This is a genomic window from Spirosoma endbachense (assembly GCF_010233585.1).
In the GTDB taxonomy this organism is placed as follows: Bacteria; Bacteroidota; Bacteroidia; order Cytophagales; family Spirosomataceae; genus Spirosoma; species Spirosoma endbachense.
Genome location: NZ_CP045997.1, coordinates 4,910,356 through 4,926,990, shown reverse-complemented (window position 1 = coordinate 4,926,990; position 16,635 = coordinate 4,910,356). Strand labels below are relative to the sequence as shown.

Below are 16,635 nucleotides of genomic sequence, written 5' to 3'. Positions count from 1 at the left end.
AATACTTTAAGCATTAGTACTCATGTACTTCTCTCGATCATATTACCTATTCTAATTAAGATCTCATGATTAACCAACTTCTACGCAATGTGCACCGCACATGGCCGCTGGCATTGCTTTGCTGGCTTTTGTGCGAAGGGGCCTTCGCCCAGGATCGTAAAATTAGTGGCCGTATTGCCGACGGTAATGACAACAATCCACTGCCAGGAGCGAATGTCGTCATCAAGGGTACGCAAATCGGTATGGTTACGAATGCCGAAGGACGATTTACGCTAACAGTACCGACTGGCCGTAACACACTGACCATTTCTGCCATTGGCTACACAGCCCAGGAAATTACCATTGGAAATCAATCGGACATCAATGTTACGCTGGCTCCTGATGTCAAAACCCTGAATGAAGTTATCGTAACCGGGTATGGCGCTCAGGCCAAACGCGACATTACCGGCGCGGTTGCCACAGTAGATGTCAAGGAAGCATTGAAAGTGCCGGTTACAAACGTTTCGCAGGCATTGCAGGGACGCGTAGCCGGCGTTCAGGTTGGAAACGACAATTCGCCGGGAGGTAGCGTAATGGTACGTATTCGCGGCTTTGGCACGCTGAACGATAACTCTCCGCTCTACATCATCGACGGCGTACCCACCAAAGGGACCAACAACACCATCAACCCAAACGATGTTGAATCCATCCAAGTACTGAAGGATGCATCGGCAGCCTCGATTTATGGTTCACGGGCCGGTAATGGCGTTGTTATCATTACGACAAAAAAAGGGAAAGCGGGAAAACCGAAGTTCACATACGATGTGTACTATGGCACGCAGCAACCCGGCAAAACATTAAGTTTACTGAATACGCAACAATACGCCGATCTTTTATGGGAGTCACGTATCAATTCGGCCAATACACTCGTCAATGGTGTAGCAACGCCTAATGCCGGTCAGAGTGGTTTGATTTATCCCAAAAATGCCCAGTTTGGGAGCGGTACTACGCCCGTTCTGCCCGATTACATCTTTCCGGATGGCGCGGCTGCAAACGATCCTCGCCTGGCACAAAATCCAGATGGTAGTTATGTCAACTACTCAAGTGATATCGACGGGGCCGACTTTCGAAAAACTAAATTCCTGATCACCAAAGCGAACAAACAGGGAACCGATTGGTTCGACGAAATTTTCGATCCGGCCCCCATTCAAAATCACCAGTTGGGCGTATCGGGCGGTAACGAAAGTGGTCGATATGCGATGTCGGTGAACTATTTCAACCAGCAGGGCATCCTGAAATACACCGGCTACAAGCGGTATTCGGTACGGGCTAACACAGAATTCAACGTAAACAAGCGCTTTCGGGTGGGTGAAAACGTCCAGATTGCTTACGGAGAACGCGTTGGGGGCGGTAACTCAACCCAAAGTGCCACGGCCAATAACAACGAAAGCAACGCCATCTCAATGGCCTTCCGGATACAGCCGATCATTCCGGTGTATGACGTAGCCGGAAACTTTGCGGGTACCAAAGGGGGTGACCTCGACAACGCTCGTAATCCAGTGGCTTTGCTCTATCGCAACAAAGACAACGTCAACAAAGAGATGAAGTTGTTCGGTAATGTTTATGCCGAAGTCGATATTCTGAAAGGCTTAACGGCAAAAACCAGTTTTGGGGTTGATTATAATACGCTTAATGTTCGCGTTTATACACCGCGCGACGTTGAATCGTCTGAATCGGCAGGAGCCAACAGCATGTTTGCCCGGAACGAGTTCGGTTATACCTGGACATGGTATAATACCCTGACCTACAATGGCGAAATTGGCAGCAACATTCGGTATAACGTCATTGCCGGAACGGAGTCAATCAAAAATTACTTCGAGTTTCTGCGGGGTGACCGAAGCCGGTTTGCCGACGATGGTATGGAAAACCGGTATTTAGATGCGGGGAATGCTGGTACATCGACCAATACCAACGGCTCATCAGACTGGCGGCTGGCCTCGGAGTTTGCCAAACTAAACCTGGCCTTCTTCGACAAATACCTCATTGATGGTACACTGCGTCGGGACCGTTCTTCACGCTTTTCGGCAGCAAACCGCGTAGCTTACTTCCCGGCTCTCTCTGCTGGCTGGCGCGTGTCAAAAGAGTCTTTCATGGCTCCTACGGCTGGCTGGATCGATGACCTCAAACTACGGGCAGCCTACGGGCAAACCGGCAATCAGGAGATTGGTAACTACAACCCCTTCCTGATTTATGCAACGAACCCAACCAATTCGTTCTATGATCTTAATGGCTCCCGAACGTCATCGATTCAGGGTTATCAGCTCGATCAGTTTGGCAATGCCAACGCGAAATGGGAAACAACAACTTCCGTTGACTTTGGCCTGGATGCGTCGCTGTTTAAAGGCAAAGTTGATCTGACATTCGACTGGTTCAACCGCAAAACCACCAATGCGTTGTTCCCGGTAGAAGTTCAATCGACGCAGGGCGTTGCCACCAACCCATTCCAGAACATTGCCGAGTTTACAAACAAAGGCATTGAACTCGGCCTGAACTACAATGGTCGGGCACTGGGCGGTGAGCTGACCTATAGCCTGGGTGCGAATATCTCGACTTATCGCAACGTGGTCACGAAGACCGACGGGAATGAGTCAACGCAGTATTTCGGTTTTACGCCCCGCATTCCAGCCATGACCGTAACGCAGGCAGGCTACCCAATTTCGTCGTTCTTTGGGTATGTCATCGACGGAATTTTCCAATCGGATGAGCAGGCCAAAGCAGCTCCCCCAGCCTTCGCCAATGCCGATGGAACAAACAATTACAACAAAGCGGGTGAGTTCATTTTCAGGGACGTAAACGGCGATGGGAAAGTCAATGCCAGCGACCGGACAATTATTGGTAGCCCGCACCCCAACTTCAGCTATGGCCTTAACGTAAATATTGGCTATAAAAACTTCAATCTTACGCTGTTTGGACAGGGTGTACAGGGCAATCAAATCTTCAATTACGTTCGCTACTGGACTGACTTCCCGACATTTGGCGGTAACCGCAGTACACGCATGTACTATGAGTCCTGGAAGCCAGGCAAAACGGATGCAAAACTACCAATCCTGCGCTCAAATGACGCGATAAGCTCCAACCCATCCACCTATTATCTGGAACCGGGCGGTTACCTGCGGCTCAAAAACGTTCAGTTGTCCTACAACCTTCCCCGCACCTTGATGAGCAGATTAGGTGTAAGCAATGCAACGATTTACGTACAAGGTCAGAATCTGCTGACGGCAACTAAGTACTCGGGACTCGACCCTGAAATCAACCTGCGTGATTCAGGAGGTACCGGAAACGACCGGCATATTGGCGTTGATGAAGCGGCTTATCCGGTTGCCAAAACCCTGCTTGTGGGGCTAAATCTGGCGTTCTAATCCCTTGACTTAATCTGATCTTAAATCATGAAAAAAATAACTGTATTAGCCTGTCTGTTAACAATTGGCTTTGTTACAGGCTGTAAAGAGTCCTTCCTTGACGTACAACCCAAGGCCGTACTGGGTGCAGAAAACTTTTATAACCGTGTTGGCGTCGGCTATTTGCTCACAGGAGCCTACTCGCTACTGGACGGCTGGGGTTCCGGCGGAACATCGTACCATAGCTCGGCCGACAACTGGGTCTATGGCAGTATAGCTGCCGATGATGCTTACAAAGGATCTACCTCAGGAGATCAGCCGGAAGCAGGCTACATCGAATACAAAAACATTCAGCCCGATAACACCTACTTCCGGGGTAAGTGGCGGGTTGTGTATGATGGCGTAGCCCGCTCGAATGATGTGATTCAGGCAGTTGCCAAAGCAACTGACATGAGCAATGACGAAAAAACACAGGCGATTGCACAGGCACGCTGTCTGCGGGGGCACTACCATTTTGAAGCGAAAAAAATGTTCAACATGGTGCCGTATATCGATGAAAAAATCTATAATCCGCTCGATCTGAACAGTACGAAAGTGCCTAATGATAAAGACATATGGCCTAATATTATTGAAGATCTGAAATTTGCTTACGACAATCTGCCCGAAGTACAGTCGCAGAAAGGCCGGGTAACCAAATGGGCTGCTGCGGCCCTGCTGGCTAAAGCCTATGTTTTTCAGCAGAAATGGGCAGAGGCCAAACCGTTGCTGGAAGCTATTCTTGCCAGCGGGAAATATAAGCTCATGGACAGGTACCATGATAATTTCAAGACGGTAACGAATAATAATTCGGAGTCTATTTTTGAGATTCAGTATTCGGTTAATGACGGTACAGGCGAAAACGGTAACAATGGGGCTGTGTTGAACTACCCTTATGCCGGTCCGACAACCTGCTGTGGCTTTTTCCAGCCTGCGCAGAACCTGGTCAATGCGTTCAAAACCGACGCCAATGGCTTGCCAATGCCCGCAACGTTCAATGATTCGGATGTAATTAGCGATCAGGGCATTGAGTCGACACAGCCGTTTACGCCTTACGCAGGTACCCTTGACCCACGTCTGGACTGGACAGTTGGCCGACGCGGCATTCCATTTCTCGACTGGGGAATAATGCCCGGCAAGTCGTGGGTACGCGATCAGGGCAATGGCGGGCCTTACGAAGGGAAAAAGCACTTATTCTACAAGACAGATGTCGGCACAAACACCTTCGCCAGCAATTCGCGTCTGAACGCCAATAATTACCGGATGATTCGTTTATCGCACGTATACCTTTGGCTGGCCGAGTGTGAAATTGAAGTAGGTAGCCTCGAAAAAGCCAGGGAATACGTCAACGTGATCCGGAAACGGGCCGCTAATCCCGATGGTTTTGTGAAACTGGATGACGGTAAGCCAGCAGCTAATTATGTGATCAGCCAGTATACAACTTCATGGGCTGATAAAGCCGCTGCCCGCACGGCCGTACGGTTCGAGCATCGGCTGGAATTTGGCATGGAAGGTCACCGCTTCTTTGACCTGGTACGCTGGGGTATAGCTGATCAGACTCTCAATGCCTATATGGCGAAAGAGGCCCGCCTGCGCACGTATTTCAATGGAGCCTCCTTCTCGAAAGGTAAGCACGAATATTACCCGATTCCATTGCAGGAGATTTTGAATAGTAAGATTAGTGGCAAGGAAACACTAAAACAGAATCCGGGCTATTAATTTTCAGGACTTTCGTTTCGAGCCGTGCCACCGCAGCCGCGGACGGTCGCAACGGCGGACCGTGGTTATTAGGAGCACGATTAGAAACCACCGTCCGCGGCTGCGGTGGCACGGATTGAAGCGAAAGTCCTAATTTCCTATAAGCAGCACAAGTGGGCAGTGAACAGATAAAGATGTTCGGCTGCCCACTTTTTTTGTCGCCAGAATCCTGATTTATGAAAATTTTTATCCGCCCAACCCAATCGTCGGACATTGATTAAACAGCTTTCTGGCAAAGGTGACAAGGGCTAGTCAAGTGCTACAGGAATGGTGTGGAGATGCATCACTAACCCGTGAAACGACCCGGAAGCTAAGAAGCTATTAAGTAAACCAATGCGAAAAGAGTGGACCTCCTAAAAATCTGTATCTTTGCAGGCTGTTAGTTTCTGGATACGAATTAATTCGTTTCGTATTGGCTCGGTCTGAACTGACTCGGTCTGAATTGACTCGGTCTGAATTGACTAATCCAGATTAATGCCGGATTATGACGTTACACTTTCATCGACTCGACGAATTAGATACGGTTGCCCATCAATTACTCGCCGAAGGACGCAAGTATTCGGTATGGCTGTTTGAAGGCGAGATGGGTGCTGGCAAAACAACACTGATTAAAGCACTTTGCCGGGCATTAGGTGTTGTTAGTATGGTGCAAAGTCCAACCTTTTCGATTGTTAACGAGTATACAACGCACGAAGGCAGGTCGGTCTATCACTTCGATTGCTACCGACTCCGCAATGAAGCCGAAGCGCTGGATATTGGTATCGAAGAGTATTTTGATTCAGGTTATTATTGTTTCATTGAGTGGCCGGAACGCATCGAATCGCTGTGGCCTGCCACGTACTATCAGATCCATCTTTCAGCCGATCATGTCGGCCGCCGAACGGTGGAAACTTTATCAGTTGACTAGTTTTCGAAGGGTAGACACGTACCGATTCATGTTTCTATCTATCGAAAACTGAAAACGATTAGCAAGTGACTGGATTCGAGGAATTGGCTAAGCAAACGGCCTTATATCCCAAAGAAGCTCCGATGGCCGTAAAGACCAGTCGGAACGGTTTACTTATCGGTCTACCGAAAGAAGTATCTCTTCAGGAGAACCGTATCGCACTCACGCCCGAAGCCGTGGCCATTCTGGTCCGTAACGGCCACAACGTAATTGTTGAAAAAGGAGCTGGCGAAAAAGCCAAATTCTCGGATACGGAATACAGTGAAGCCGGAGCACAGGTTGCGCAATCGCCCCAGGAAGTATATGAGGCCAATCTGATCCTAAAAGTTGAACCCCTCGTCGAGTCGGAGTTCGACCACATAAAATCAGGCAGTACGGTTATTTCAGCCCTGAATTTACCCGCTCATGACCGGGGCTATTTCGAGAAAATCAACAACAAAAACCTGACAGCTTTCGGGTACGAATACATTGAAGATCAGGCTGGCAATATGCTCATTATCCGCTCGATGAGCGAGATTGCAGGCAGTACCGTCATGCTGATTGCCGGTGAATACCTGAGCAACGCCGATAATGGGCGTGGCATTATTCTGGGTGGCATTACGGGAGTACCTCCCACCAAAGTAGTGATGCTCGGAGCCGGAACCGTTACCGAATATGCCGTCCGGACGGCCCTGGGTATGGGTTCCGACGTGAAGGTATTCGACAAACATCTGTATAAGCTCCAGCGGCTCAAATATTCCGTTGGCCAACACGTTTACACGTCTATTATCGACTCCGACACACTGGCAGAAGCCATTCAGCGGGCAGATGTGGTCATTGGTGCCATGCGGGCAGAAGATGGCCTAAGTCCGATTGTTGTAACCGAGGAGATGATTAGCCGCATGAAACCGGGCTCTGTGATCATCGATGTGTCAATCGATCAAGGCGGCAACTTCGAAACCTCACGCATGACGACCCATAAACACCCCACATTTAAGCACATGGGCGTCATCCACTACTGCGTACCCAATATTGCAGCACGCGTCGCCTATACGGCTAGTATGGCCTTGAGTAACATCTTTTTACCTTTTCTGCTTGAAACTGGCACTACGGGTGGTATTGAGCAGATGATGTATGCGAACCGTTGGTTCATGAAAGGTGTTTATGCTCATAAGGGAACGCTCACTAACGCCTACATCGCCCGGAAGTTCAACATGCGCTTCAAGGATTTAGATCTGTTGCTGGCCGCCCGATTTTAAGTTTTACAATGTCTTCAGTTTATAGTCTTCTGTAGCAGGTGAGCCTTACTGGCGCGACAGTACTGAAAACTGAAAACCGCACCGGCGAACCGGTGAAAACTTTTTAGCATGATTAACCATAGCAACGAAAATACCCTACTCGACGATGCCAATTCGTATGATGTCAACAAAGAGTTGATGGGTGTGATATCGTCGGATTTTATCAAAGTAGCCGATCAGTTGAAAGAGGCTTCGTACCAGATCAGGAAACGTGGCTTCTCAGAGTATCCGGTTTTTGTCGCTTCACGCCGTGATGTTCCGGTAGGCCAGTTACTGATTGGGGCCACTGAACTCGACAATCAATGGAACTATAAAGCATCGTTTCTGGACGAGTTCATCCAACGCGCCCTGATTGGTGCAGAATCGCTGGATTTGTGGAAAGAAAATTACAAGCAACCGGACGAATATTGCTGTCTGTTTGTCGTACATGGTGATTTTGCCGGCTTTGTTTATATCCCTTATCCCGAAGACTAATAGCGTTTTTCAATCCATCATAACAAAGCCAGGCCATCACGAGACCTGGCTTCTTTTTACCAAACTGGTTACCGTTCTGAGCATCCGGTTATGCTTCTGGGGCCTCCTGCTAAGTTTTGTGTTTAACGCACAATAATGAGCGTTAAACATCGGCAAATTTCATGTTGGCTAATAATACTTTTTCGGGAAATCCCCGCGCTAAAAAAAGCTGATGAAAAATGTCATTTATGGCGTTATCGATTGGATGATCAACTGTCAGAGAATAGGCCATAAATCGACCATAAACCCGCTAAAATCCACTACTTATCGGTCAAATTGGGGAATAAAATAATTTTACGTATATTAAGGCAATCTTACCAAAAGACCTAGGAAAAGACAAATTATTTTTGTATTTTTACAATCTGTTAGGCTCACCTGATTTTGTCATTTATCGAGCCATAAACAGCAAATTTCAGACACGCTCCCATTCCGATATGACCAACGAACTGATTGAAGCAGATGCTCCCGTTGAAACCGCGCTAGGCAACTATGGTGCCGATAACATCCAGGTGTTAGAAGGTCTGGAAGCCGTTCGCAAACGTCCATCCATGTACATTGGCGACGTAGGTACGCGCGGCTTGCACCACCTCATCTGGGAAGTTGTTGATAACTCTATTGACGAGGCTTTAGCAGGCTACTGCGACAAGATCACTGTAACAATAAATCCTGACAACTCGGTTACAGTACAGGATAATGGCCGGGGTATCCCAACAGGTATCAATACCAAAATGGGTAAGTCGGCACTCGAAATTGCCATGACGATATTACACGCCGGTGGTAAGTTCGATAAAGACACCTATAAAGTATCCGGTGGTCTGCACGGCGTGGGCGTTTCCTGCGTAAATGCGCTCTCGACCGACGTTCGTGTGGAAGTTCACCGCGAAGGCAGAATTTTTGAACAGGAATATAAAATTGGCGTCCCTCAGTACGATGTCCGCGTTATTGGTGATGCCACCGATACGGGTACAACGACGCATTTCAAGCCCGACGCCAGCATTTTTACCGATACAGTTTATAAGTACGACACAGTAGCTGGTCGACTGCGTGAACTGGCTTATCTGAACAAGGGTATTCACGTTTTCCTGAAAGATATGCGGGAATTGGATGAAGCCGGTGAGCCCATCCGCCAGGACGATTTCTTTTCAGAAGGCGGTCTGGTCGAATTCGTGCAATATCTGGATGAAACCCGCCCTGCACTTGATGGCATGAAGCCCATTTACATGGAGAGCACGAAGGGCGCTACTCCCGTACAGGTTGCTTTGGTGTATAATTACGAAGCAGGCGAAAATGTCCTGTCGTATGTCAATAACATCAATACGCACGAAGGCGGTACACACGTACAGGGCTTCCGCTCGGCACTAACACGGGTCTTGAAGAACTATGCCGACAAGAACCCCGGCGTATTGCCCAAGAACTCCGGGAAAGTAACGTTTAGTGGCGAAGACTTCCGCAAAGGACTCACCGCTGTTATCTCGGTAAAAGTTCAGGAGCCTCAATTTGAGGGACAAACCAAAACCAAGCTGGGGAATCAGGAAGTAGTCAGTGCGGTTAGCCAGACAATGGCCGACCTGCTGGAAACCTGGCTGGAAGAAAACCCCAAGACGGCAGCCGGTATCGTGAAGAAAGTGCTGGTATCGGCTCAGGCGCGGATTGCCGCCGATCTGGCCTACAAGCGTATCATGACCGAGCGCAAGGACTTCATGGGTGGTATGGGCCTGCCCGGTAAGCTTGCCGACTGTTCTGACACCGATCCGGAGAAGTGTGAACTTTACCTCGTAGAGGGTGACTCGGCTGGTGGAACGGCCAAACAGGGCCGCAACCGGGCGTTTCAGGCGATTCTGCCACTGCGTGGTAAAATCCTGAACGTCGAGAAGGCAATGGAGCACAAGATCTACGAAAACGAAGAGATCAAGAATATATGGACCGCTCTCGGCGTGCGGCTCGAAAAGAAAGATGACGAAACGGTAATGAATCTGGAAAAGCTTCGCTACCACAAAATCATTATCATGACCGATGCCGATGTTGATGGTAGTCACATCCGGACACTGATCCTGACGCTTTTCTATCGCAACATGAAAGCGCTCATTGATAACGGCTATATCTACATTGCTCAGCCACCACTCTATCTTGTCAAAAAAGGCAAAGAAGAACGGTATTGCTGGACTGAAGCGCAACGCGAAGTAGCCGTTAAAGAACTTGCCGGTAGTGGTCGAGAAGAAAATGTAGGTGTACAGCGTTATAAAGGTCTGGGTGAGATGAACGCCGAACAGCTCTGGAGCACGACGATGAACCCCGACACGCGAACTCTCAAGATTGTGACCGTTGAGTCGGCCGCCGATGCTGATCACGTCTTTTCAACCCTGATGGGCGATGAAGTTGCTCCCCGACGCGACTTCATCGAACGAAACGCTAAATATGCCCGAGTGGATGTTTAACCGAAAGATAACATAGAGCGGGCTGAAAAGCCCGCTTTTTTGTTTTACTTCAAAGTTCTAAATTCAGTATGCGTTATTCCCTTAATCCCAACCGTACGATACTGGGTAACATTGTTTCCCGTTTTACTCACCGTCAGCAAGATCAAGCTACGACAGTAACCGACAAAATGGCAAAGGTTAGCGAAAAAGTTAGTAGTGTCATTGATCAAAGTGACTACCTCAGCCGCGATTTAAGCTGGCTTAAATTCAATGAACGGGTGCTGGATCAGGCCCGTCGTGTAGAACCTCCTCTTCAGGATCGGACCCTCATGGAACGATTGAAATTCCTGGCGATTTCGGCCTCGAATCTTGATGAGTTCTTTATGATCCGGGTTGGAAGTCTATACAATTACCTCGATTATCATAAACAGCGTGTCGATTATTCCGGCTTACGCGAAGTACCCTTTCGGAAAGCATTATTTACGACTTCCCAGCAATTCTGCCGCGACCAGCAGGCTGTGTTTACGGATCAGCTGTTGCCCCTTTTTCTCGAAAATGGTCTTCAGCTAGCCAACTATAGTGGCCTTACGGCCGACGAAAAAACGGAAGCGACAGGCTATTTCGATCGGGCAATCTATCCAACATTGACACCAATGCTCTACGACTATACGCACACGTTTCCGGTGCTATTAGCCAAAGTGCTCATATTTGGTGTGGTAACGCAAAATCCGGACGGCGCTAACCTCCAGAGTCTGCGTTCAGAAGATGAAGATGATCGGCAACGGTTATCGTTTGTCCAGATTCCGGCCAACCTGCCGCGCTTTCTGTCATTCGAACGGGAGGATACTATCGTGTTCGTTCCAATTGAAGAGATCGTTAGGCAAAATATAAAAAAGCTCTACCGTAACGTCGAAATTCTTTCCGTTAACCTATTTCGTATCACACGTAACGGCGACTTTACGCTCGACGAAAACGACGATGATGAAGTCGATTTTCTGGACGAAGTACGGCAGAAAATCAAAAGTCGTCGGCTCGGTCGTGTAACGCGCGTTGAGGTTGAAACAGACAGCAATGGTCAAGTGGCTTCACCCTGGATGATGAACCTACTCAAAAAGCGCTGGGAAATCGATGACCTGAATATTTTTGAGTCGAAGACAATACTTGATTTTTCGGCCTTCTGGCAAATCATCGGCCATCCGGAATTTAAAGACGATATGCCTCGGCCTCATGTACCCGTTCCACCGCTGGGTCTTGGTCGCGACAAAAACGACGATATTTTTGAGATCATTAAACAGCGCGACTTACTCCTTCATCACCCTTACAACAATTTCGAGCCCGTATTACAACTCCTCGAACAGGCCGCTGAAGATCCGCATGTACTGGCCATTAAAATCACCGTTTACCGGCTGGCCAAGCGATCACGGGTTACGGAAGCGCTGTTGAAAGCGGCTGAAAATGGCAAGCACGTTTCGGTACTGTTTGAAGTGAAAGCACGCTTCGATGAAGAGAATAATATTCGTGAAGCCCAGCGCCTGCAAAAAGCGGGATGCTTTGTCATTTATGGAATCAGCCGGTATAAAACGCACACCAAACTTCTACTGGTTGTACGCAATGAAGGCAGCCGTGTTGTACGCTATGCTCACATGGCCACGGGTAATTACAATGAAGATACATCGAAGTTATATACGGACATTGGCCTTCTGACAACCAATGAGACCTATACGCACGATATCTCAGAGTTTTTCAACGTTATTACGGGCCATTCTCTGCCCAACGAATACCAGTACCTCATTACGGCTCCCCGCGACATGCGCGAACAGTTACTTCGACTGATCAGGGTCGAAGCCGATAACGCCCAGCGTGGTTTACCAAGTGGCATCTGTATAAAGGTCAACTCGCTGGAAGACAAACTGGTGATCGACGAATTGTACAAAGCGTCGCAGGCAGGTGTTCCAATCCGGCTCATTGTCAGAAGTATTTGCTGTTTACGCCCCCACCGAACCGGCCTTAGTGAGAACATTACGGTTCGGTCGATCGTTGGCGATTTTCTGGAACACACGCGGGTTTATTATTTCCATAATAACGGCGATCCAAAGATATACGGTGGCAGCGCCGACGTAATGGTACGGAGTTTTGATCGGCGGATTGAATCGTTATTTTTCCTGGCCGATCATCGTGTGAAGCAGTTAGCGATCCTGATTCTGGACTATAACCTGAAAGATAACGTCAATTCGTATGAATTGATGGAAGATGGCGACTTTAAAAAATGCCAGGTACCGACTGGTGGTCAACCCTTTAATCTACACCAGCGCTTCTTCGAGGTAACCGAGAAGGAAGCGCTGGAAACACGGCTATTCGACCCGGAGATTAAACCTGCCGAAGTAGCCAAGATTGAAGAAGAATATCAGGAAGGAGCTGAACGGGCTATTGCCAATATTTAGTAAATAATATCGTAAGTTTGATTGCTTAATAACAGAAGGTATGGAATCAATACGGGTACATTTGCCAGAAGATTTGCGGATGAACGATGATGAGTTCTTTCGCTTTTGCCAGGACAATCCCGACCTGAAGTTTGAGCGTCGAAAAAACGGCGATATTGTTTTTATGGCTAACACAGGCGGAGAGACAGGTAATTATAATTTTGAATTAAGTGTCGATTTTGGTGTATGGAACCGACAGATAAAGTTCGGCAAGTTCTTTGATTCGTCAACCGCGTTTCGGCTTTCCGATACATCCATCATGTCGCCGGATATTTCGGGCATTGCCCAGAATCGATGGGATGAATTAAATGCCGAACAGCGCCGTAAAATTGTAGCCCTCTGTCCTGATTTTATTCTGGAATTACGCTCACCCAACGACCGCCTGAAAGATTGCTTTGAAAAAATGGAGGACTGGATGGAAAACGGCTGCCGCTTAGGCTGGCTCATTGACTTGACGAACCAAATCACCTACATCTACCGGCCCAATCAGGAACGGCAGGAAATTGCCGGATTAGGGCAATTATCTGGAGAGGATGTACTACCTGGCTTCTCATTAGATTTAGCAGCCTTGACCGCCTGACGCATTCCTACAAATGAAAAGAGGTCGAAGTGGCGAATAATATTTGCCACTTCGACCTCTTTTCATTTAGTAAGATTGATGAAAGCCGCATTCCTAACCTTCTTTTTGTATATTCGCCAACCTAACTGTAATTGTATTTTCGCTGAATGGATCGCTTCACCGGACTAATTGGTATTGTTTTAATTCTGGGCATTGCTTATGCCCTCTCCGACAACAGAAAATCAATAAACTACCGTACCGTCGGAGTTGGGCTTGCCCTTCAGTTCGGGTTGGCAGTTTTTGTACTAAAAACAGATATCGGGCAGCAACTCTTTCAGGGCCTGGGTTATTACGTAGACAGGCTTCTTCAAAAAGCCAATAAAGGCGCCGAGTTTGTCTTTTCCTCACTCGTTAGACCCGATGTTCTTAGTAAAGCGTTTGGTCCCGACAACAGCTTTATTTTCTTCTTCAAGGTTATTCCGACCATTATTTTTGTGGCCGTACTGGTCAATATTTTCTACCATTTAGGCATTATGCAGCGCATAGTGGCTGTAATGGCTAAAGCCATGAAGTGGCTCATGGGCGTTAGTGGAGCCGAAGCGCTATCAAACGTGGCCAGTACATTTGTCGGTCAGGTTGAAGCCCAAATCATGATCAAGCCGTACCTGAACGGCATGACCAATTCTGAACTATTGGCTTCCATGACAGGCTCGTTTGCCTGCATTGCAGGTGGCGTGCTGGCCGTTTATATTTCGCTTGGTGTTCCGGCCCCTTATCTGTTGGCAGCCAGCATTATGGCAGCGCCAGGTGCTTTGGTAATCAGTAAGATCGTGATGCCCGAAACCCAGGTATCAGAAACGCAGGGAACGGTAAAGGTCGAGATCAAAAAAACACACGCGAATCTACTCGATGCCATTGCTGCCGGAGCCAGCGAAGGGCTGAAAGTAGGCTTCAACGTCATTGCCATGCTAATCGGCTTTATTGCCCTTATCGCCCTGATAGACAGCATTTTATTCCGAATAGGTTTCTATATTTTCAGCATGGACAACCTGAGCTTAAATCTTCTACTAGGTAAAGTATTTTCCCTATTTGCCTGGGCAATGGGCGTTCCGAATAAGGATATTGTGGCGGCAGGATCATTGATGGGCACTAAAATGGTGGTCAATGAATTCGTCGCTTACCTGGATTTAGTGAAAATTAAACAGACACTTGAGCCTAAAACAATCGCTATTGTGAGTTTTGCTCTTTGTGGATTTGCCAATTTCAGTTCAATTGCCATTCAGGTAGGTGGTATTGGCGAATTAGCTCCATCGCGCCGGGGCGATCTGGCCAGAATTGGCTTTAAAGCTCTGATCTGTGGCACACTGGCAAGTTATATGTCGGCAACGCTGGCCGGTTTGCTGCTGTAATCCGTACGCATTTTATCAGCACAGATATTCATTCTTTTTAAGACAGGCTGCCTATAAAAATAGGCAGCCTGTTTTTGTTTCAGCGCTTTCACCTGGAACGGTAACGGTGCCACGATTTTAGGTTAAGCTCGATTTAGCTTGGCACTGCTACCGATCCGGATGAACGATTTGTGTTTGTGTAACTGGCTCAGTTTTTATAAATCGCACTGCCTAACGAGCTTCAGGAGCCTTTATAAAAATCAGATCTATACGTTTAGTTTTCTCTTATTCTACCTTTCTTTCGCGACTATTCATGCCTAAAATGCTATATAACAATCTGTTTGGTGGCCAGTACATAAGTTTGCACCGCTACACCGAACAATGTTATTACCTAATATGGCATTAGAATTGGTTAACCAATAACTTAATAGATTTTGCTACCTTACGCGCCCCGGCAGCGCCTTTTGAGTTGCTCATTGCCATTGACAACACGCCATGAATCAGCAAGACATTATTTCCTTCATCGAACAAAACGATATACAAAAAATCAAATTCGCCTTTGCCGACATCGACGGTGTGCTTCGGGGCAAAATCATTGGCCGACAAAAATTTCTGGATGGCCTAGCTGATGGTTACGGATTCTGTGATGTTGTCTGGGGCTGGGATTCATCCGATACACCCTACGACAATGGACGCACAACGGGCTGGCATTCCGGCTATCCCGACGCTCCGGTCCGGCTCGATCTGGCTACGTTCCGGCAGGTTCCCTGGGAGGATGGAATTCCATTCTTTCTGGCTGACTTTAGCGCCGATGGCAACGGCAAACCGGGCAGCGATTTAGCGGCCTGCCCTCGATCGTTACTGAAACGGATTGCTCACGATTGCGGTACAATGGGCTTTCATGCCGAATATTCACAAGAATTTGAGTGGTTTAACTTTCGGGAAACTCCGCAGAGCCTGCAACAAAAAGGCTTCCGGAATTTAGAAACACTAACGCCGGGCATGTTTGGTTACTCGATTCTTCGTCCTTCGCTCGAAAGCGCTTTTTATCATGACCTGTTCGATCTGCTGGGTGAGTTCGATATACCGCTCGAAGGGCTCCATACGGAAACCGGACCGGGCGTATACGAAGCGGCTATCATGCACGATGAAGTTCTCAAAGCAGCCGATAAAGCTATTTTATTCAAAACAGCCGTTCGGGAAATTGCTTACCGACACGAGCTTGTTGCTACGTTCATGGCCAAATGGAATGCCGATCTACCCGGTTGCAGCGGCCACATCCACCAAAGTCTCTGGAATCCGGAACAAACCAAAAATCTGTTCTACGATCCGGCCCGGCCAAACTGCATGAGCGAACTGATGAGTCAATTCATTGCCGGCCAGTTGCATTGTCTGCCACACATAACACCCATGTTTGCACCAACCATAAACAGCTATAAACGGCTGGTAGAAGGTGCCTGGGCTCCGACAACAGTAACCTGGTCGGTCGATAACCGGACAACGGCACTGCGGGTGCTGAACCGAACAGAAGCCTATACCCGCGTCGAACACCGGGTTTCGGGCTCTGACTCAAACCCGTATCTGGCCATTGCTGCGGCATTGGCTTCTGGTTTATACGGTATCCGGCATCAACTAACGCTCGACATACCAGCCTCTGTGGGCAATGGATACGCCGATAAAAAACACGGTGTCCTACCGGCAAATTTATCAGAAGCCACCCGAGCCATGGCAAATTCACCCATTGCATCTGAACTGTTTGGTGCCGAATTTGTTGACCATTTCACCCGTACACGTGACTGGGAGTGGCGGCAATATGTCGGCCAGGTCAGTGATTGGGAATTAAAACGATATTTCGAAATTATTTAACTGGTTTTAGTTCATGGTTTT

At 48.0% G+C, this 16,635-nt stretch carries 10 protein-coding genes; all 10 read left to right on the top strand.

Going from position 1 to position 16,635, the window contains the following annotated elements:
- The first annotated feature begins 65 nt into the window (after positions 1-65).
- The 10 genes from GJR95_RS19850 (at position 66) to GJR95_RS19805 (ending at position 16,614) form a co-directional block, all read left to right on the top strand.
- Positions 66-3,398, top strand: a complete 3,333-nt coding sequence (locus tag GJR95_RS19850; RefSeq protein WP_174260215.1) for a SusC/RagA family TonB-linked outer membrane protein — start codon at positions 66-68, stop codon at positions 3,396-3,398.
- Positions 3,399-3,425: 27 nt separating this feature from the next.
- On the top strand, positions 3,426-5,132 hold the full coding sequence (locus GJR95_RS19845) for a RagB/SusD family nutrient uptake outer membrane protein (RefSeq protein WP_162387517.1): 1,707 nt from the start codon (positions 3,426-3,428) through the stop codon (positions 5,130-5,132).
- Between the two features lie 523 nt (positions 5,133-5,655).
- Positions 5,656-6,078, top strand: a complete 423-nt coding sequence (tsaE, locus tag GJR95_RS19840) for a tRNA (adenosine(37)-N6)-threonylcarbamoyltransferase complex ATPase subunit type 1 TsaE (RefSeq protein WP_162387516.1) — start codon at positions 5,656-5,658, stop codon at positions 6,076-6,078.
- A gap of 65 nt (positions 6,079-6,143) precedes the next feature.
- On the top strand, positions 6,144-7,355 hold the full coding sequence (locus GJR95_RS19835; protein WP_162387515.1) for an alanine dehydrogenase: 1,212 nt from the start codon (positions 6,144-6,146) through the stop codon (positions 7,353-7,355).
- Between the two features lie 108 nt (positions 7,356-7,463).
- Positions 7,464-7,868, top strand: a complete 405-nt coding sequence (locus GJR95_RS19830; protein WP_162387514.1) for a hypothetical protein — start codon at positions 7,464-7,466, stop codon at positions 7,866-7,868.
- A gap of 473 nt (positions 7,869-8,341) precedes the next feature.
- A complete protein-coding gene (gene gyrB, locus GJR95_RS19825; protein WP_162387513.1) occupies positions 8,342-10,342 on the top strand; it encodes a DNA topoisomerase (ATP-hydrolyzing) subunit B in 2,001 nt (666 codons plus the stop codon).
- Positions 10,343-10,410: 68 nt separating this feature from the next.
- Positions 10,411-12,762, top strand: a complete 2,352-nt coding sequence (ppk1, locus tag GJR95_RS19820) for a polyphosphate kinase 1 (protein ID WP_162387512.1) — start codon at positions 10,411-10,413, stop codon at positions 12,760-12,762.
- Between the two features lie 40 nt (positions 12,763-12,802).
- On the top strand, positions 12,803-13,381 hold the full coding sequence (locus GJR95_RS19815; RefSeq protein ID WP_162387511.1) for a Uma2 family endonuclease: 579 nt from the start codon (positions 12,803-12,805) through the stop codon (positions 13,379-13,381).
- A gap of 146 nt (positions 13,382-13,527) precedes the next feature.
- The gene (locus GJR95_RS19810; RefSeq protein ID WP_162387510.1) at positions 13,528-14,769 is read left to right on the top strand and encodes a NupC/NupG family nucleoside CNT transporter; all 1,242 of its coding nucleotides are present in this window, start codon (positions 13,528-13,530) and stop codon (positions 14,767-14,769) included.
- A 474-nt stretch (positions 14,770-15,243) separates the two neighbouring features.
- A complete protein-coding gene (locus GJR95_RS19805) occupies positions 15,244-16,614 on the top strand; it encodes a glutamine synthetase family protein (protein ID WP_162387509.1) in 1,371 nt (456 codons plus the stop codon).
- Positions 16,615-16,635: the final 21 nt, after the last annotated feature.

What these genes read in the sequence shown, in the direction of transcription:
- GJR95_RS19850 (WP_174260215.1), top strand. Translation starts at nt 66, where the DNA reads ATGATTAACCAACTTCTACGCAATGTGCACCGCACATGGCCGCTGGCA.
- GJR95_RS19845 (WP_162387517.1), top strand. Translation starts at nt 3,426, where the DNA reads ATGAAAAAAATAACTGTATTAGCCTGTCTGTTAACAATTGGCTTTGTT.
- tsaE (WP_162387516.1), top strand. Translation starts at nt 5,656, where the DNA reads ATGACGTTACACTTTCATCGACTCGACGAATTAGATACGGTTGCCCAT.
- GJR95_RS19830 (WP_162387514.1), top strand. Translation starts at nt 7,464, where the DNA reads ATGATTAACCATAGCAACGAAAATACCCTACTCGACGATGCCAATTCG.
- gyrB (WP_162387513.1), top strand. Translation starts at nt 8,342, where the DNA reads ATGACCAACGAACTGATTGAAGCAGATGCTCCCGTTGAAACCGCGCTA.
- ppk1 (WP_162387512.1), top strand. Translation starts at nt 10,411, where the DNA reads ATGCGTTATTCCCTTAATCCCAACCGTACGATACTGGGTAACATTGTT.
- GJR95_RS19815 (WP_162387511.1), top strand. Translation starts at nt 12,803, where the DNA reads ATGGAATCAATACGGGTACATTTGCCAGAAGATTTGCGGATGAACGAT.
- GJR95_RS19810 (WP_162387510.1), top strand. Translation starts at nt 13,528, where the DNA reads ATGGATCGCTTCACCGGACTAATTGGTATTGTTTTAATTCTGGGCATT.
- GJR95_RS19805 (WP_162387509.1), top strand. Translation starts at nt 15,244, where the DNA reads ATGAATCAGCAAGACATTATTTCCTTCATCGAACAAAACGATATACAA.